The organism is Catellatospora sichuanensis, assembly GCF_007483665.1.
Classification (GTDB): domain Bacteria; phylum Actinomycetota; class Actinomycetes; order Mycobacteriales; family Micromonosporaceae; genus Catellatospora; species Catellatospora sichuanensis.
The window spans coordinates 76,082-93,261 of sequence record NZ_VIQO01000033.1; the positions used below are offsets into that span (position 1 = coordinate 76,082).

General features: G+C 72.9%; 17 protein-coding genes. 10 read left to right on the forward strand and 7 right to left on the reverse strand.

Annotation, left to right across the window (positions count from 1 at the left end; all coding sequences use genetic code 11):
- Positions 1-8: 8 nt before the first annotated feature.
- Positions 9-1,520, reverse strand: coding sequence for a sodium/solute symporter (locus FLL47_RS36240; protein ID WP_144127178.1), 1,512 nt, complete (start codon positions 1,518-1,520; stop codon positions 9-11).
- Between the two features lie 62 nt (positions 1,521-1,582).
- The gene (locus tag FLL47_RS36245; RefSeq protein WP_144127179.1) at positions 1,583-2,491 is read right to left on the reverse strand and encodes a phosphotransferase; all 909 of its coding nucleotides are present in this window, start codon (positions 2,489-2,491) and stop codon (positions 1,583-1,585) included.
- A 246-nt stretch (positions 2,492-2,737) separates the two neighbouring features.
- On the opposite strand from FLL47_RS36245, the gene FLL47_RS36250 reads away from it, so the two are divergent.
- Complete coding sequence (locus tag FLL47_RS36250; protein ID WP_144127180.1) at positions 2,738-3,973, forward strand: sensor histidine kinase; 1,236 nt, start codon at positions 2,738-2,740, stop codon at positions 3,971-3,973.
- Positions 3,970-4,752 (forward strand): LytR/AlgR family response regulator transcription factor, encoded by a 783-nt coding sequence (locus FLL47_RS36255; RefSeq protein ID WP_144127181.1) that lies wholly within the window; start codon positions 3,970-3,972, stop codon positions 4,750-4,752. Before FLL47_RS36250 ends, FLL47_RS36255 begins: the two co-directional genes overlap by 4 nt.
- Before the next feature lie 89 nt (positions 4,753-4,841).
- Here the strand turns inward: FLL47_RS36255 and FLL47_RS36260 are convergent, their stop codons facing one another.
- Complete coding sequence (locus FLL47_RS36260) at positions 4,842-5,258, reverse strand: VOC family protein (RefSeq protein WP_144127182.1); 417 nt, start codon at positions 5,256-5,258, stop codon at positions 4,842-4,844.
- An 83-nt stretch (positions 5,259-5,341) separates the two neighbouring features.
- Complete coding sequence (locus FLL47_RS36265; protein ID WP_144127183.1) at positions 5,342-5,755, reverse strand: helix-turn-helix transcriptional regulator; 414 nt, start codon at positions 5,753-5,755, stop codon at positions 5,342-5,344.
- A gap of 314 nt (positions 5,756-6,069) precedes the next feature.
- Between FLL47_RS36265 and FLL47_RS36270 the strand changes: the two genes are divergently transcribed.
- Both FLL47_RS36270 and FLL47_RS36275 read left to right on the forward strand, forming a co-directional pair.
- On the forward strand, positions 6,070-6,426 hold the full coding sequence (locus FLL47_RS36270; protein WP_144127184.1) for a DUF485 domain-containing protein: 357 nt from the start codon (positions 6,070-6,072) through the stop codon (positions 6,424-6,426).
- Positions 6,427-6,493: 67 nt separating this feature from the next.
- A complete protein-coding gene (locus tag FLL47_RS36275; RefSeq protein ID WP_144127185.1) occupies positions 6,494-8,137 on the forward strand; it encodes a solute symporter family protein in 1,644 nt (547 codons plus the stop codon).
- Positions 8,138-8,188: 51 nt separating this feature from the next.
- Here the strand turns inward: FLL47_RS36275 and FLL47_RS36280 are convergent, their stop codons facing one another.
- Both FLL47_RS36280 and FLL47_RS36285 read right to left on the reverse strand, forming a co-directional pair.
- Positions 8,189-8,620, reverse strand: a complete 432-nt coding sequence (locus FLL47_RS36280) for a CBS domain-containing protein (RefSeq protein ID WP_144127186.1) — start codon at positions 8,618-8,620, stop codon at positions 8,189-8,191.
- A gap of 63 nt (positions 8,621-8,683) precedes the next feature.
- Positions 8,684-9,316, reverse strand: coding sequence for a nucleoside/nucleotide kinase family protein (locus FLL47_RS36285; RefSeq protein ID WP_144127187.1), 633 nt, complete (start codon positions 9,314-9,316; stop codon positions 8,684-8,686).
- A 48-nt stretch (positions 9,317-9,364) separates the two neighbouring features.
- Here FLL47_RS36285 and FLL47_RS43765 point away from each other — a divergent pair, with 48 nt between their 5' ends.
- Complete coding sequence (locus tag FLL47_RS43765) at positions 9,365-10,534, forward strand: nucleoside 2-deoxyribosyltransferase domain-containing protein (protein WP_222106366.1); 1,170 nt, start codon at positions 9,365-9,367, stop codon at positions 10,532-10,534.
- 97 nt (positions 10,535-10,631) lie between these two features.
- Here the strand turns inward: FLL47_RS43765 and FLL47_RS36295 are convergent, their stop codons facing one another.
- Positions 10,632-11,468 (reverse strand): inositol monophosphatase family protein, encoded by an 837-nt coding sequence (locus FLL47_RS36295; RefSeq protein WP_144127188.1) that lies wholly within the window; start codon positions 11,466-11,468, stop codon positions 10,632-10,634.
- A gap of 143 nt (positions 11,469-11,611) precedes the next feature.
- On the opposite strand from FLL47_RS36295, the gene FLL47_RS36300 reads away from it, so the two are divergent.
- The 5 genes from FLL47_RS36300 (at position 11,612) to FLL47_RS36320 (ending at position 17,174) form a co-directional block, all read left to right on the forward strand.
- Positions 11,612-13,339, forward strand: coding sequence for a stealth family protein (locus FLL47_RS36300; RefSeq protein WP_144127189.1), 1,728 nt, complete (start codon positions 11,612-11,614; stop codon positions 13,337-13,339).
- A gap of 2 nt (positions 13,340-13,341) precedes the next feature.
- On the forward strand, positions 13,342-15,357 hold the full coding sequence (locus FLL47_RS36305) for a PIG-L family deacetylase (RefSeq protein WP_186316122.1): 2,016 nt from the start codon (positions 13,342-13,344) through the stop codon (positions 15,355-15,357).
- 29 nt (positions 15,358-15,386) lie between these two features.
- A complete protein-coding gene (locus FLL47_RS36310) occupies positions 15,387-15,959 on the forward strand; it encodes a TIGR03086 family metal-binding protein (RefSeq protein ID WP_186316123.1) in 573 nt (190 codons plus the stop codon).
- A gap of 123 nt (positions 15,960-16,082) precedes the next feature.
- Positions 16,083-16,346, forward strand: coding sequence for a hypothetical protein (locus tag FLL47_RS43330; protein ID WP_186316124.1), 264 nt, complete (start codon positions 16,083-16,085; stop codon positions 16,344-16,346).
- A 303-nt stretch (positions 16,347-16,649) separates the two neighbouring features.
- Positions 16,650-17,174, forward strand: a complete 525-nt coding sequence (locus tag FLL47_RS36320; protein WP_144127192.1) for a PadR family transcriptional regulator — start codon at positions 16,650-16,652, stop codon at positions 17,172-17,174.
- Positions 17,175-17,180: the final 6 nt, after the last annotated feature.

Below are 17,180 nucleotides of genomic sequence, written 5' to 3' on the forward strand. Positions count from 1 at the left end.
CGGCCACGCTACAGCCGCGATGTTTCGGATTTGCGCTGCGTCTCCGGGGTGTGCAGGGTTTCCGGCGCGTGCAGCCGCAGCAGCATGGCGCCGACGGCCCCGGGCACGCGCCTTCGGGTGGCCAGTGACACCGACACCATGACCGCGAACGCCAGCGGCACCGTCCACGCGGCGGGCTGGGCCAGCAGGTCCGCCGTGAGGCCCGGCGAGGGCGGCACGAAGATCGTCCACAGTACGGCGACGACGGCGCTGCCGCCGCCGGCCAGGATGCCCGCGGCCGCGCCCGCGGCGGTCAGTCCCCGCCACCAGATGCCGAGCACCAGCATCGGGCAGAAACTCGACGCGGCCACGGCGAAGGCCAGCCCCACCACCTGCGACACGTTCAGCCCGTGCACGGCCAGGGCGAGCCCCATCGGCACCGCGCCCGCGAACAGCGCCGCCGTGCGGAACAGCGGCAGCGGCCCCCACGACGACAGGCGTCCCCGGCCGAGCACGTCGTTGGCGAGCACCCCGGCGACGCTGGTGAGCAGGCCGTTCGAGGTGGACAGGAAGGCGGCGAAGGCGCCCGCGGCGACCAGCGCGCCGAGCACGTCAGCGGCCAGGCCGGGCCCGAGTGCGGCCGCGGGCAGCAGCAGCACCACGGTGTCGTTGCGTCCGGTGGCCAGTTCCGGGGTGTAGACCCGGCCGAGCACCCCGTACACGGTCGGGAAGAGGTAGAACAGGCCGACCAGGCCGAGCACGATGGTGGTGGTGCGCCGGGCCGAGCCTCCGTCGGGATTGGTGTAGAAGCGGGCCAGCACGTGCGGCAGGCCCATGGTGCCCAGGAACGTCGCCAGGATCAGCGAGTACGTCGCGACCAGGCCACCGGCCGGGGCCAGCCACGCGTCGTCGACGGGTATCGCGGGCCGCCCGTCGTCGTTCCAGCGGGCCAGCAGGAAGAACGCGGGCACCGCGATCGCGAACAGTTTCAGCCAGTACTGGAACGCCTGCACGTAGGTGGCCGAGCGCATGCCGCCGAACGCGACGTTGCCGGTGACCACCGCGCCGACCAGCACCACGCCGACCCAGCTCGGCGCGCCGGTGACGATGCGGAACGTGAGGCCCGCGCCCTGCAGCTGCGGCAGCAGGTAGAACCAGCCGATGAACAGCACGAACGCGGTGGCCAGCCGCCTGAGCCTGGGCGAGGCGAGCCGGGCCTCGCAGAAGTCGGGCAGGGTGAACGCGCCCGAACGGCGCAGCGGCGCGGCCACGAACAGCAGCAGCGCCAGGTAACCGGCGGCGAATCCGACCGGGTACCAGAGCATCTGCGCGCCGTACGCCAGGATCAGCCCGGCCACCCCGAGGAAGCTCGCCGCCGACAGGTACTCCCCGCCGATCGCGGCGGCGTTCTGCGTCGGGCTGACCATCCGCGACGCGACCAGCAGGTCGGACGTGCCACGTACGAGCCGTATCCCCCACGCGCCGATGGCGACCGTCGCCACGGTGACGGTCGCGATCGCGAGCAGGGCGTAGGCATTCACGGCCGCTGGATCGTACCCGAACTCACTCCCCGGGTCAGCAGCTCAGTCGGCGGCATCGGGAATTACGCCAGGCCGGCTTCGATTCGGGAACGGAGCCAGCGCAGCGACGCCTCGCCCTGGGCGCGCTGGAAGGCGCGGACCGTCGGCAGTCCGGGCGGGGCGGGGTTACGGCAGGCGTCGAGGAAGTAGCCGGTCATCCCGGCGAGCAGGGCGGTCAGGTCCGCCGATCGCGCACCGAGCGGGTGGGCGTGCTCGGCCAGCAGCGCGTCCACGTCGTGGCCGCCGAACAGGTTCACGTTCACCATGATCATCGCAGTGTCCAGCCAGGCCGGGCCGACACAGGCCCACGGCCAGTCGACCACGGTGACCCTGCCGTCCGGCCCGACGAGCAGGTTGTCTGCGCGCAGGTCGGTATGCACGACGGTGTCACCCGCCAGCGCGGCCACCCCCGCGGCACCCAGCGCGACCAGCTCGGGCAGGCGCGCGGCGGCCCACGGGTCGAGGTCGCCGGGCGTATCGGCGGCCAGCCGCTCCCACCCGGACAGATCCCTGCCGATGGAGGCGGCCACCGTCGGCAGCTCCGGCATCGGGCACGGCGTCGTGCCCACCGCGAGCGCGCCCAGTGTGGCGAGCACGGCGTCGAGTTCGGACCGGATCCACGGCGTCGTCGGGTGACGGCCCTCGACATCCTCCAGCACCAGGGCGATCCACTCGCCGTCGTCGTGGCAGCCGAGCAGCCGCGGCGCGGGCACGTCCGGCGGCAGTGCGCCGCTGACCACCGCCTCCTGGCGGTGCAGCTGCACGGTGCGCTCGTTCTGTGCAGGGCTGACGGCCTTGACGAAGGCACGACGGCCCGCGGCGGTGCGGACCCGGTCGGCGGTGCCCGGCGAGAAGCCGCCCTGCTGCGAAACCGCTTCCACGACCCGGTCGCCGAGAATCGTCTCCACTTGCGTGCGGACGTGCTCCGGCACGTCCGCCTACCCGATGCGTACCCCGCTAGCCACTGCCATCGCAGGATCCTCGCACCGACCCGACCTGCACCGCAGCCCGTTATTCCCCCGTCGGGGGACGGCTGCGCGAGGCGCACTGATCATCGGACTTGTCAGGCGACCGGCCGTATCGCGGCTCGAGATACGCACAGCTGCCTGGCAGGTCCGATGGTCTCGCGGGAACCGGTGGGGTGGAGTGCGGCGGCGGGGCGTGGCACGATCGCAGCCATGTACCCAGCGCTGGGCGCCGCCGCCGTGGCGGCCGTCATCGCCGCGACCGCGGTGGTGATGATGCGCGGCCGGCGCAGGGTCGTCACGCCGGAGGAGCGCGCCACGTACCAGGTGCTGCACCTGGCGACGCTGGCCAGCGAGCCGCTGCGGCAGGGCCTGCGGGACGAGACCGCGGCGGCGGCGCTGAAGCATCTGCGCACCCTGGTCGGCGCGGCCGGGCTGGCGCTGGCCGACGGTACCGGTTTCCTGGCCCACGACGGGGCGGGCGGCCACCACCGCGAGGCGCTGCTGGCCGCGGCGCAGCGGGCGCTGTCCAGCGGGCGGCCGGTGCTGCTGCGGCCGCAGGAGCTGACGTGCGTGCGGCTGGACTGCCCGGTGCGCGGTGCGGTCGCGGCACCGGTGTCCAAACCCGACGGGGGTACGGGCGCCGCGCTGGTCGCCGTGACCGAGGCGCGACCGACACCCGGCCTGGTCCGGGTGGTGCTGGAGACCGCGCACTGGGTCGGGTTGCAGCTGGAGCTGGCCGAGTTGCAGGAGGAGCGGGCCCGGTCGGCGCGCGCCGAGGTGCGGGCGCTGCGGGCGCAGATCAGCCCCCATTTCGTCTACAACGCGCTGACCGCGATCGCCTCGTTCGTGCGCACCGACCCCGAGCGGGCCCGGGAGCTGATCCTGGAGTTCGCCGAGTTCACCCGGTACTCGTTCCGGGCGCACGGGGAGTTCACCACGCTCGCCGAGGAGCTGCGCTCGATCGACCGCTACCTGACCATCGAACGTGCCCGGTTCGGCGAGCGGCTGCAGGTGCGGCTGCGGGTCGCGCCCGAGGTGCTGCCGGTGGAGGTGCCGTTCCTGTGCCTGCAGCCGCTGGTGGAGAACGCGGTGCGGCACGGGCTGCACCCGAAGCCCGGGGTGGGCACGATCCGGATCATCGCCGCGGACGCGGGCGCGGACTGCGAGATCATCGTGGAGGACGACGGCGTGGGCATGGATCCTGCGGTGCTGCTGGACGGTGACGGCACGGCCGACGGCGACGGCGGGCAGCACGTCGGGCTGAGCAATGTGGACGACCGGCTGCGGGCGGTGTTCGGCGACGCGTACGGCCTGGTCGTGGAGACGGCGCCGCAGGCCGGCACGCGGGTGAGCCTGCGCATCCCCAAGTTCCGCGGTGGCGCGGTCATGAGCGAGCCGGCCACGAGCGCGCGCCCCGCCGCCGGGCGCGACGGGAGGCGGGCATGACCGGCCGTCCAGCCGTGCCGCCGCGGCTGCGGGTGCTGGCCGTCGACGACGAGCCCCCGGCCCTGGACGAGCTGCTCTACCTGCTGCGCAACGACCCGCGGGTGGAGTACGTGCACAGTGCCGCCGACGCCGCCGAGGCGCTGCGGGTGCTGCACGAGAACGACGTGGACGTGGCGTTCCTCGACATCCGCATGCCGGGCCTGGACGGCATGGACCTGGCCCGGGTGCTGCAGCGCTTCGCCCGCTCCCCCGCCGTCGTCTTCGTCACCGCGTACGACGACCGGGCCGCGGACGCCTTCGACCTGGGCGTCGTCGACTACGTACGCAAGCCCGTGCGCGCCGAGCGCATCGCCGAGTCGCTGCGCCGGGTGCTGTCGGAGCGCGCCGCCGTCGAGGACCGGCCCGCGACCCCGCCCGAGGCGAGCCCGGCCGGCGGGGATCCGATGATCCCGGTGGAGCTGGGCGGCGTGGTGCGGCTGCTGCCGCGCTCGACGGTGTGCTGGGTGGAGGCGCAGGGCGACTACGCCCGCCTGCACACCACCGACGGCTCGCACCTGGTGCGCGTGTCTCTGACGCAGCTCGAGGAGCGCTGGACCGACGCCGGTTTCCTGCGCATCCACCGCTCCTACCTGGTCCGCCTGGACCTGGTCACCGAGCTGCGGCTGACCGGCTCCGGATACGTCGTCACCATCGGCGGCCACCAGCTCCCGGTCGCCCGCCGCCACACCCGCGTCCTCAAGGACCGCCTCATCCGCCCGGCCAAGCAGCACTGGGGCTGACGGGGTCGAACTCCCTCGTGCAGTCCCTGCCGCGACCGGGAGTCAGGTGACCCGACAACGCCTGGATACCGGCTGTGGTGGTGCGCGTCTCAGGAGGGATTGCCCTGCTGGAGGATCCGGACAGGGTTGCCGAACGGGTCGCGGATGCCCATGTCGGTGCCGTAGAAGTGCTCGGTCGGCTCCTGGGTGAAATCGGTGAAGCCGCCCGCCTTGAGGTTCTCGTACAGTCCCCGCACGTCGTCGGTGCTGAGGACGAGGCCGGTCAGCGCCCCCTTCGTGATCAGCTCTCGAAGCTGCGCGGCCGTCGCTTCGTCGTGCAGTGGCGCACCCGGCTGCTCCAGGGCGATCTCGGTGCCCTCGGCGCCGGGGACGCGGACGGTCAGCCAGCGGTAGGAACCCTGCTGGACGTCATTGCCCTTCTCGAGGCCGAGCTTGTCGACGTAGAAATCCAGCGCCTCGTCCTTGTCGAGCACATAGATGGACGCGACGTTCAGCTTCGTGATCATATTCGGTTCCCCTCGGTGCGGTGATCGACGTTTCGCCAGGCTAGGCGAAAGGAGTCGGCCTCGGCTTATCCAGAACTGCTCGATCAGGCCGCGGCCGAGGCAGCTGCCGCCCGAGGTCGGGTGTTGGCCATCAGGGCACAGTTGGGCACGCCCACCGGTCCGTGGCCGCTGCGGTATTCCGACGGCGTCTGCCCGACGATCTCCCGGAACGTGCGGCTGAAGGTCCCCAGGCTGGCGAAGCCGACATCGAAGCAGACGTCGGTGACGCTGCGACCGGTCTCCCGCAGCAGGGACATCGAGCGCTCCACACGTCGCCGCTGCAGGTAGCGGTGCGGCGTCTCGCCGAACGTGTTGCGAAAGCAGCGGCTGAAGTGCGCCGGCGAGAGGTGGGCCACGGCCGCGACGGCACGAACGTCGAGGGGCTGGGCGTAGGCGCGGTCCATCGCATCGCGGGCCCGGAGCAGGCGCCGGTTCAGCTCCTCGACCTCTCGGCTCACCCCGCAATGCTATAAGGCCTGGTCCGGGGGCACTGGAGCCGGCACGAACGGCTACGGGAGGCGGCTCATGCAGGACGGGGCCGCCGCGCCGTTCTCGACGCCGGTCGGGGTGGGAGCGCTGCCGTTCGGCGCGCCGGCATGCGCCGCTGGGCGCGTACGGGCGACCGCTCGGCGCGAACGCCGCGCATGTCCGCTTCGGCCGGTTCACAGATCGACACACCGGTCCCTAGCCTGCGGGCAACCGCACTGTGGCGCGCCGCACACTCCCGGCGGCGCGCCAAGTCGCACCCTCCCCAAACCGAGGCTGGTGATATATGAGCACCGACGCTCCGGACCGCTACGAGCGCATCGCGGAAAGCCCCGAGTTCGCCGGGCTGCGCCGCTCGCTGCGGCGCTTCGTGTTCCCGATGACGATCGCGTTCTTCAGCTGGTACGCCCTGTACGTGATCCTGTCGGCGTACGCGCGCGACTTCATGGGCACGATCCTGTTCGGCAACATCAACGTGGCGCTCGTCTTCGGCCTGCTGCAGTTCGTGACGACGTTCCTCATCGCCTGGCTGTACGCCCGCTACGCCGACCGCAAGCTCGACCCGGTCGCCGAGGACCTCAACACGCGCATCCAGGCCGGCGAGTTCGACGCCGACCCGCAGCCCGAGGAGGTCAAGGCATGAACGAGCGCAGCGAGCGAATCATGTTGTCGGCCACTCGTGCCGCCGACGAGCGAAGCGAGGAGAAGGCATGAGCGCCCGTACCCTGACCATCGTCCTGTTCGTGGTCTTCGTGCTGTTCACGCTGGCCATCACGATCTGGGCCAGCCGGCAGACGAAGACGGCGACCGACTTCTACGCCGGTGGCCGGTCGTTCTCCGGCTTCTCCAACGGCATGGCGATCGGCGGCGACTACATGTCGGCGGCGAGCTTCCTCGGCATCGCCGGCATCATCGCGCTGTCGGGCTACGACGGCTTCCTGTACTCGATCGGCTTCCTGGTCGCCTGGCTCGTGGCCCTGCTGCTGGTCGCGGAGCTGCTGCGCAACTCGGGCAAGTACACGATGGCCGACGTACTGGCGTTCCGGATGCGCCAGACGCCGGTGCGCGTGGCCGCCTCGATCTCCACCATCGTGGTGTCGATCTTCTACCTGCTGGCCCAGATGGTCGGCGCGGGCGCGCTGGTGGCGCTGCTGCTGGGCATCAAACCCGGGGCGCACTTCCTGGGCATGGACGCCGACACCGCGAAGATCGCCACGATCATCTTCATCGGCATCCTGATGATCGTGTACGTGACCGTGGGCGGCATGAAGGGCACCACGTACGTCCAGATCGTCAAGGCGTTCCTGCTGATGGTCGGCGCCGCGGTGATGACGATCCTGGTGCTGGCGGCGTTCAAGTTCGACCTGTCCGGGCTGCTCGGCGAGGCCGCGGCGAAGTCCGGCAAGGGTGCGGCGTTCCTGGAACCCGGCCTGCGCTACGGCAAGGAAGTGGCCGGGGACGCGACGCAGACCTTCTACAACAAGATGGACCTGCTGTCGCTGGGCATCGCGCTGGTGCTGGGCACCGCCGGCCTGCCGCACATCCTGATCCGCTTCTACACGGTGCCCAACTCCAAGGCCGCGCGTAAGAGCGTGCTGTGGGCGATCGGCATCATCGGCACCTTCTACCTGATGACCCTCGCGCTGGGCTTCGGCGCGGCGGCGCTGGTCGGCGGCGAGGCGATCACCGCGCAGGACAAGGGCGGCAACACGGCGGCGCCGCAGCTGGCCCAGGTGCTCGGCGAGAAGTTCCTCGGCGGCGCGAACGGCGGCGCGGCGATGCTGGCGATCATCGCGGCGGTCGCGTTCGCCACCATCCTGGCCGTCGTCGCCGGTCTGACGCTGGCCTCGTCCAGCTCGCTGGCGCACGACATCTACGCCAGCGTCATCCGCAAGGGCCAGGTCAGCGAGGGCAGTGAGGTGCGGGTGGCCCGCATCTCGGCGTTCGCCATCGGCGCGGTCGCGATCGTGCTGGCCATCTTCGCGCAGAGCCTCAACGTGGCGTTCCTCGTCGCGCTGGCCTTCGCGGTGGCGGCCTCGGGCAACCTGCCCGCGATCCTGTACTCCCTGTTCTGGAAGCGGTTCACCACCGCGGGCGCGACCGCGGCCATCTACGGCGGCCTGATCACCGCCGTGGTGCTGGTGTTCTTCTCGCCGGTCGTGTCCGGTAGCCCGACCGCGATGTTCCCGAACTCGGACTGGCAGTGGTTCCCGCTGTCGAACCCGGGCATCATCTCGATCCCGGTCGGCTTCCTCTGCGGCTGGCTGGGCACCATCATGTCCCGCGAGCCCGCGGACCCGCAGAAGTACGCCGAGCTCGAGGTGCGTTCGCTGACCGGCGTCGGCGCGCACTGACCCGCGCGCATCACGAGGGGCGCCCCAGCCGGGGCGCCCCTTTCCCGTGCGTCAGCCGCGCGTCGGCGGCGCCGCCGTGATGGTGGAGACGAAATGCGCCAGCTTCTCGTTCGACAGGTGCTGGGCCAGGTCCGCCTCGCTGATCATGCCGATGATCTGGTGGTCCTCGATCACCGGTACGCGGCGGATCTTGTGCTGCTCCATCAACTTGAGCACCTCGTCCTCGTCGGCCTTGGCGTCGACCCAGATCGGCGTGCCCTTGGCCATCTCCTTGCAGGTCGTCGTGTTCGGGTCGCCGCCCGCCGCGATGCACTTGATGACGATGTCGCGGTCGGTGATGATGCCCCGCAGCTTGTCGTCGCTACCGCAGACCGGCAGCGAGCCGACGCCCATGTCGCGCATCAGCTGGGCCGCGCGAGCCAGTGTCTCGTTCTCGGGCACGCACTGCGCGCCCAGGTGCATGATCTGCTTAGCCGTGGTCATGATCTACCCCCTGTAGCCAGTCCCCTGGGGCCATCGTGCGCCCCAGCCTCGGGACGGCGCTGCCTAATCGACAGACATGATCGCGGGATGGCGCGGATCGTTGACCGTCACGACCACGTCGGCGAACGCCTGCGGGGCCACCTCTGCGGCATAGCGGGCGTACGCGGGCAGGGTCCAGGCCAGCTCGGGCGGGGTGTGCCGGGCCAGCGCCGCCGGAGACATCACCAGGTGCGCGGCCAGCTCGAACGGCAGCCCGGAGCCGAGCAGCAGGTCCCCGCTGAGCAGCAGGACCGCGCCCGGCGGCAGGGTGAGGTAGCCGGCCCGGGTGGCCCGGTCGCGGGTCGCGTCCCACAGGGTCGGCAGCACCCGTCCGGTGCCGCCCGGCCCCAGCGGGTCGAGCACCTCCCGCCGCAGCCCGGCCTCGTCGAACCAGCCCTCGTAGTAGGCGTCGGGGTCGGTGCGGCCGAACTCCAGCCGCACCGACTTCGGGCGCAGGAAGTCGGCAGTCCGCACGTGCAGCACCTCGTGCCCGAGCGCGCGGAGCGGGACGACCAGTGCTTCTGCCAGCCGGTCCGGCCCGGTCGCGGGTGCGCCGTCCAGCGCCACCCGGGTCCACCCGTCCGGTTCCGAGACCTTGGCGATCCGCTCGGCCAGCTCGCTCACCAGGCCCTCAGGCGTCACCGGCCGCACACGCATCCGCCCACCCTACCGACGGCCACTGTGGAGCATGGGACGATCACCGGCATGGAGATCACGCGCGAGGTCGTCCCCGTGTACGCAGGCGAGACGCCCCCGGACTCCTGGGAGGCGGCGCTGTTCCTGGCCGGGCCGACCCCCCGCTCACCCGACGTGGCGTCCTGGCGGCCGGAGGCCCTGCGCCTGCTGGCACAGCTGTGGACGGGCCCTGGGCGGCTGGTGGTGTTCGCGCCTGAGCGGCCCGAGGGCGGCATGCCGCACGGCTGGCTGCACCAGGTGCAGTGGGAGGACTCCTGCCTGCACCTGTCCGACACGGTGCTGTTCTGGGTGCCGCGCGACCTGGCCACACTGCCCGGATTCACCACGAACGTCGAGTGGGGGCGCTGGGAGTCCAGCGGCCGGGTGGTGCTCGGCGCACCCGCCGACGCCCCCGGCATGCGCTACCTGTCCCACTACGCGCAGCTGCACGGCGCGCCCGTCGCCGACACCCTCGACGAAGCCCTGGCCGCGGCGCTGGCGCAGCTGCGCGGCGGGGCCCACCGCGCGGGCGCGCACCGTGAGCTGCCGCTGGCCCTGTGGCGCGATGCAGGCGTGCGGACCTGGCTGGCCGGGCAGGAGGCGGCCGGCAACCGGCTGCGCTCGGCGCAGGTGGCGTGGACGTGGCCGGGCGTGGACGGGCGGCCGTTCTGGTGGGCGGCGCACGTCGGTGTCGAGGTTGCGGCGGAGGGTCGGGTCAAGGACAACGAGGTGGTGATCGGCCGCCCGGACGTCAGCGCGGTGGTCGCCTACCTGCCCGCCGACAGCATGTCCGAGACCCGGATCGTGCTGGTGCGCGAGTTCCGCTCCAGCGCGGTCACGAGTGACGGTCACGTGCACGAGTTGCCGGGCGGGTCGCAGCCGGGCGCGGCGGATCCGCGGCAGGTCGCGCTGGCGGAGCTGGCCGAGGAGACGGGCCTGCGGGTGGACGCGGCGCGGCTGCGCTCGCACGGTGTACGCCAGCCCGCGGCGACGGTGTCGGCGCACCGGGTGCACCTGTTCAGCGTGGAGCTGACCGGGGCCGAGCTGGCGGCGCTGGAGGCGGGCCCGCAGCGGCACGGCGTGGCCGCCGACGGCGAGCACACGGCGCTGGAGTTCACCACCTACGGGCGGCTGCTGGCCGACCCGGACGTCGACTGGACCACGGTCGGGCTGGTCACCGTGGCCCTGTCGGACCGCTGACCCGAACGGGGACTCGGCCGTGGCAGGCCCAAGGCCTCGCAGACCGGGAACGGCGGCTCGGGCCGAGGCCGCGTTGTCCGCGTCCGGGTCCGGCGGGTCACCCGGTCGGGCCGTCCGCGGCGGGAATCAGTGCCGACAGCACCAGCCTGGCCGTCTCGGCGTCAGGGGCGACCAGGAACGGCAGCGGGTTGCCGCCGCCGATGCGGAAGGGGCTGCCGTCGGCGGCCATGGCCACGCCGCCGGCCTCGGCGTGCAGCAGCAGCCCGGCCGCGTGGTCCCAGGGCAGCTCCCAGGTGAGCACCATCGCCGTGCGCCGCCCGCTGGCGAGCTGGATGTACTCCAGCCCCGAGGTGTCGAAGAAGGACAGCGCCACCCCGTGCCGGCTGAGCCGGTGGAAGCCGGCGCGCTGCGCGGGCTTCCACCAGATCGGCGGGGAGACGCTGACGTCGAGGTGGCGCAGCACGGGCTCGACGGGCCGCACCCGCACCCGCTGCCCGTCCACGTACGCCCCGCCGCCCGCGGTGGCCACCGCCATCAGGTCCATCACCGGCGCGTACGTCCACGACGCCAGGAGCCGCCCGCGGTGGGCCAGGGCCACCAGCGTGGTGAACCGGGGGCTGCCGCTGACGAAGTTGTGCGTGCCGTCGATCGGGTCCACGATCCACACCGGGGCGTCGCCGTCGATCGTGGCCAGCAGCGCCGGGTCGTCCGCGACGCCCTCCTCGCCCACCATGACCGAGCCGGGGACCAGCGCGGTCAGGTGCTTGGCCAGTTCCTCCTCGGCGGCGCGGTCGGCGACGGTGACCAGGTCCGTCTCCGAGGACTTGTGCGCGATGTCGGCCGCGGACAGCCGGCCGAACCTGGGCAGGATCTGCTCCTCGGCGACGCGCCGCACCGCGCGCTCGACCTCGGCCACCTCTGTCGCGTCAAGCATGGGCCCACCCTGCCATCCGGGTCGGCCCGGCCGCCGCCCGGCCCCGGCGCGCAGACCGCGGTCTGCGCGCTGCGCTCACAACGAACGCACAGGTTGGCCGTTCGGAGGAGTCGCTCTTTCAAGGTCACGATCGTTATTACGGCGTGATCTTCCAGGTGCCCCGACGCTCGGCCGCGATGGCGGCGCTCTCCCGCAGGTCGGTGGACCTGCTCCTGCCGCGTGCCGGACGCGCGGGCGGTCCGGCGCAACGGTGGGCGCGTTCGGCGGTGCGCTGGCATCTGACCAGCCGTTACGACACCACCGAGCTGCGGCTCGTGCCTACCGCGCACGGGCCCGTGCTGGCCCGGCCGCTGGCCGAGGCGACGCCGCTGGCCGCGCGCCGGCTCGCCCTGGAGACGGTGCTGACGGTGCTGCGCGACGCCGGCGTCGATCACTTCTGCGTGCGCGGATACGACGACAAGGCGTCCGCGGTGGCCATCGGGTCGGGCGGGCGGCGCGAGGCGTGGGCGGCGCTGCGCCGCGAGGCCCTGCGGCGGCCGCTGTTCGTCGCCGCGGTGACCGACCAGGGCGTGCAGACCCCGATGCCCGCCACCTCGAACCACGCCTGGCGCACGCTGGCCGGACACCGGGTGATCAGGCTGATCCAGTACGTCTGCGACCCGTCGGGGGCGCTGCTGCTGGGCGAGGCGCACGGCTGCGACCTGGAGGTGTGGTCACGCACCCCGGAGGGGCCGCTGCACGCGCCCCGGCCCAACCGCGTCGCCGACCGGGTCACCGCCACCGGCCCGTCGCTCCTGCTCGACGAGGCCGACTTCACCCGGATGACGTCGGCGCACGTTCCGGGGCAGCCGCAGCGCCCGACCCGGCCGGAGTTCGCGGGCACCCTGCTGGACGACATCACCTTCCCGGTCGACGTGGTCTACACCTGGGTCGACGACAGCGACCCGGCCTGGCAGGCCCGCCGCGACGCCGCGCTGGGCGAGCAGGACCGGCCGCTGACGGCCCAGGCGGCCGGGGAGTCGCGGTTCGCCAACCACGACGAGCTGCGCTACTCGATGCGCTCGCTGCACCTGTACGCGCCGTGGGTGCGCCGGATCTGGCTGGTCACCGACGATCAGGTGCCGGCCTGGCTGGACATCTGCCACGACCGGGTGCGGGTGGTCAGCCACAAGGAGCTGTTCGGCGACCACGGCAGGCTGCCGACGTTCAACTCGCACGCGATCGAGAGCCGGCTGCATCACCTCGACGGGCTGAGCGAGCAGTTCGTCTACTTCAACGACGACGTGTTCGTCGGCCGGCCGGTCAACGCGCTGAAGTTCTTCCAGCCCAACGGCCTGTCCAAGCTGTTCCCGTCGCGCGGGAAGGTCGACCCGGGCCCCGCGGACGCGGCCGACCTGGCGCCCACCGTGGCGGGCAAGAACAACCGCGCGCTCATCGCGCGCGACTTCGGCCGGCACCTGACCTACAAGATGAAGCACGTGCCGCACGCACTGCGCCGCGACGTGCTGGCCGAGATGTCCGAAAGGTACGCCGAGGAGCTGGAGCGCACCGCGGGCAACCGGTTCCGGGACCCGACCGACGTCTCGCTGGTGTCCTCGGCGTACCACTACTACGCGCTGGCCACCGGCCGGGCCGCCATCGACCGCATCACCAGCACGTACGTGAGCCTGGCCGCGTCGGACGCGAAGCGGCAGCTGGCGCAGGTGCTGGCCCGGCGCGCCCACGACGTCTTCTGCGTCAACGACGAGGACGGCACACCAGAGCAGCGGCAGGGCCAGCACCAGTTGCTGCACGACTTCCTGACGGCCTACTACCCGGTGGCGGCGCCGTGGGAGCTGCCGGAGCCGCCGGCCGCGCGACAGGACGGTTGACCTTGCACCGGCGCACGGCGCTCAGCGCCCTGCTGCTGGCCGGCGGCGGGGTGATCGGTCTGGGCCTGACCCGGCCCTGGGAACGGGTCTGGTCGGCGGGCGCACCGCCGCGCCCGGCCGCGTTCCTCAACATCTGCGCACACCCCGACGACGACCTGTACTTCCTCAACCCGGACGTGATGCAGGCGCTGGACAGCGGAAACGCTGTGACCAGCGTCTACCTCACCGCGGGCGAGGCCAACGGGATCAACGCGCCGCTCGGCGCCGGCCGCAAGCCGAAACCCGACTTCGAGGGGTACGCCGCGGCGCGGCAGTACGGCATCCGGTCGGCATACGCGGCGATGGCGACCGGGAACTCCGACAGCGCGTGGCGGCGCGAGGTCCGCCACGTCGGCGACGCGGTGTTCGAAACCGCGACGCTGGCCGCCGCCCCGCACGTCACGCTGGCGTTCCTGAACCTGCGGGCGCCGCTGAGCGGGGGCGGCGCGAACCGGCTGGAGTGGCTGTGGGACGGCCGCCGCGACGCGCAGCCCTACCTGCGGCCCACCGACAGCCCGCTGCCCGCGGCCGGGGAGCTGACCCGCGACGAGGTGCTCGCCATCCTGGCCTCGCTGCTGGACACGGCCGAGCCGACGGTGGTGCGCACCCTGGACCCGGCGCCGGAGCACCTGAACTACGCCGAGGGCGACGTCGACTACTCCGACCACACCGACCACCTGTACGCGGCATGGTTCGCGTTCGAGGCGGTGCGCCGCCACCGGCGGGCCGGCGAGGCGGTGCAGGTGCAGAGCTACCGCGGCTACTTCAACAAGTACTGGCCGCGCAACCTCAGCCCGGCCGTGTACGAGCGCAAATTCTCCTATCTGGACGTCTACGGCTGGGCCGACGAGCACCCCTGCGCGGTGCCCTACGGCTGCGGCGACCTGCAGGTGGGCACACGGGCGCGGGCCAAGCGCTACGGCCGCAGCCAGACCCACCGGCACCCGGGCGGCACCACGTGGCTGATCCCGTACGCCGACGGGCTGGCCGCCTTCGCGGTGTTCGGCGGGACGGCGCTGATGTGGCGGCGCGGCGCGGATCCCGGCGGCTGGTCCGCGCCGGAGCCCGTGGGCGGCGAGAACCTGCTCCCCCACCTGTGCGCGGTGCCCGCCCCGGACGGCCGGGTGCACCTGTTCGGCGTACGCCAGGACCTGGCCGTCGCCGGCCCGCGCCTGGCCGTGGTGCACGGCGAGCAGGCCGCCCCCGGCGGCCCGGTCACCTGGGCGGAGCTGGGCAACCCGGACGCGGGCGGCGACCCGGTGCGGGCCCGGGAGGTCGGCATGCCGGTCGCGGTGGCCGACGTCGGCGGCGGCCTGAGCGTGTTCACGCGCGATTTCGACCGCGGGGCCGCGTTGCGCACCCGGACCGCCGACGGGCGCTGGGGTCCGTGGATCCGCCTGGGCGGCAGAGGCATCCGTGACGCGCTGGTCGCGGTGACGGACGGCCCGCGCACCGAGCTGTACGCGGTGACCGACGACGAGCTGCTGTGCTGGCGGCGGGACAGCCCGGCGGGCCGCTTCGGCGAGCCGGAGGTGCTGCTGCGGGGGGTGATGGACGGCGCGTTGTCGGCGGCCCGCACCGCCACCGGCGCGGACGGCCCGGTGCTGGTCGGGCACGCCGACGGGGCGACGCTCACCGTGCTGCAGGGCGGTGCCGGAATCACCGTGCCCGCCGGAGGGGGCACCGGCGCGGTGGCCGGGCTGCTCCGCGACGGCCGCCTGCAACTGCTGCGCCGCGACGACACGGGCCGGGTCGGCATCACCGACGCGCACCGGCCCGGGGAGGCGGCGGCCTGGTCGGCCTCGGGGACGCTGTTCACCGGCGCACCCGCGGTCGCGGTGGACGCGCGGGGGCGGGCGTGGGCCGCGACCGTCGGCGCGGACGGCCGGCTGTGGACGTGTGCCCTGGACGGCACCGCGAAGGAAACCCGCTGGCAGAGCGCGCCTGCCCCGAGCACGCTGCGGGCTGCACAGGCATGAACGTCACCGGGTCGGGGCAGGATGCAGGCATGGACGGTTATCTGACCCTGGACGACCCGCCGGCCGCCTACGACACGATCACCGCCGAGGTCGGTGCGCTGGCGGGCACGGTCCCGCCGCAGCGGATGGACGACCCGACCCCGTGCGCGGACTGGACGGTCCGGCGGCTGCTGCGCCACCTGGCGTTCATCCACGACCGCTACGCCACCCTGGCCGAGGGCGCGCCACCGCCCGACGAGGAGCCGGACTACCCCGACCCGGTGGCCGCGTTCGGCGAACACGCGGCGCGGGCCCGTGTCGCGTTCCGCCGGCCGGGTTACCTGACCGAGGTCGCGCCGACGCCGATCGGGCCGCAGCCGGGCGCGGTCACCGTGCAGCACGTCGTCAACGAGCTCACCGTGCACGGCTGGGATCTGGCCCGCGCGCTGGGCGCGAGCACGGACCTGTCGCCCGAGCTCGCCCGCCGCGCGCTGGCGAGCTGGCGGTCCTTTCTGGACGACATGCCGCGCACCGGCGACCCGTTCGGGCCCGAACGACCGGCTCCGGCGGGCGCGACCGAGGCCGACCGGCTGGCCGCGTACCTGGGGCGCGACGCAGGCTGACCTTCGTTACCGGCGGGTATGCCGAGATTGTCCATTCTGCCCCAAGGGCCGCCGACGCTCTTCTAGCGTGGGCCGTGGGTGTCAGCAGGGCGCTGAGGCCCAGGCCCGAGGAGGCACGGCAGCATGGCGAAGAACAACCGACCCGACCGCGACCCGCGCGCAGCCCGTAACGAGGACGCCCCGCACGCGGGCGGCCAGCAGCACCAGCAGCACCAGCAGGCGGCCGGCGGCATCAACTCGCATTCCATGAACCACGCCGAGGACGAGCATGAACATGCGGCGGCCACCGCGACCATGCCACAGAAGAAGGAGCAGGCGGGCGGTTCGCCCACCTCCATGAAGTCCAAGAAGGGCAACCAGCCCAAGCACAACCAGCCCAAGCGCTGAAGTTGCCCTCGGTGGCGGGCCGCGACACGTTCGCGGCCCGCCACCGGCGTGCCCGCGGCCGCCAGCCGTCCGGGCCCTCCCACATCACTTCGCACCAGGTCGGGCCGCCTGACGGCAAGCTGCCACGCGGTCAGCTCGCCCATGGAGTGGCCCATCACCAGCGCCGGACCCAGGTCCAGCCAACGGTCATGTGCAGCCGGGTCCCGTATGCGCCCTCGATCTCCAAGACGCCTCCTCCATGTACTTCGTTTCGTGGTGCAGGTGGGCCCATACCTCGAAACGAGGCAAGGCAAAATGGGCGGTGTGATCGAACTCGCCATCCTGGGTTTCCTGGCCGAGCAGCCGCTGCACGGATACGAGCTGCGCACCCGGATCGCCCAGCTCGCCGGGCACGCCCGGCCGATCAGCGACGGCAGCCTCTACCCCGCGATCACCCGGCTGGAGAAGGCCGGGCTGCTGGTCCGCCGCCGCGAGGCGGGCAGCGCCGCGGCCCAGCGGCACACCCTCGAACTCACCGACGCCGGGCGCGCGGATCTGCTGCGGCGCTTGGCCGAACCCGGCGAACTGGACATCACCGACGGCACCCGGTTCAACGTGCTGCTCGCCTTCCTCGGGCGGCTCGGCAACCCGGCCACGCAGGGCCGCGTGCTGCAGCGCAGGCTGGACTTCCTGGAGACCCCGGCGAGTTTCTTCTACGCCGACGACCGGCCCCAGCGCGCCGACGAGCAGGCCGACCTGTTCCGCCGCGGCATGCTCACCGTGGCGCGCGCCACCAGCCGCGCGGAGAAGGCGTGGCTACGCGAGGCGCTGGCCGAGCTGGCGACGTGAGACGAT

Coding starts and splice junctions, on each gene's coding strand:
- FLL47_RS43765 (WP_222106366.1), top strand. CDS start 9,365: ATGGAGATCACGCGCGAGGTCGTCCCCGTGTACGCAGGCGAGACGCCC.
- FLL47_RS36295 (WP_144127188.1), bottom strand. CDS start 11,468: ATGCTTGACGCGACAGAGGTGGCCGAGGTCGAGCGCGCGGTGCGGCGC.
- FLL47_RS43330 (WP_186316124.1), top strand. CDS start 16,083: ATGGCGAAGAACAACCGACCCGACCGCGACCCGCGCGCAGCCCGTAAC.
- FLL47_RS36285 (WP_144127187.1), bottom strand. CDS start 9,316: ATGCGTGTGCGGCCGGTGACGCCTGAGGGCCTGGTGAGCGAGCTGGCC.
- FLL47_RS36275 (WP_144127185.1), top strand. CDS start 6,494: ATGAGCGCCCGTACCCTGACCATCGTCCTGTTCGTGGTCTTCGTGCTG.
- FLL47_RS36260 (WP_144127182.1), bottom strand. CDS start 5,258: ATGATCACGAAGCTGAACGTCGCGTCCATCTATGTGCTCGACAAGGAC.
- FLL47_RS36255 (WP_144127181.1), top strand. CDS start 3,970: ATGACCGGCCGTCCAGCCGTGCCGCCGCGGCTGCGGGTGCTGGCCGTC.
- FLL47_RS36310 (WP_186316123.1), top strand. CDS start 15,387: ATGGACGGTTATCTGACCCTGGACGACCCGCCGGCCGCCTACGACACG.
- FLL47_RS36280 (WP_144127186.1), bottom strand. CDS start 8,620: ATGACCACGGCTAAGCAGATCATGCACCTGGGCGCGCAGTGCGTGCCC.
- FLL47_RS36250 (WP_144127180.1), top strand. CDS start 2,738: ATGTACCCAGCGCTGGGCGCCGCCGCCGTGGCGGCCGTCATCGCCGCG.
- FLL47_RS36270 (WP_144127184.1), top strand. CDS start 6,070: ATGAGCACCGACGCTCCGGACCGCTACGAGCGCATCGCGGAAAGCCCC.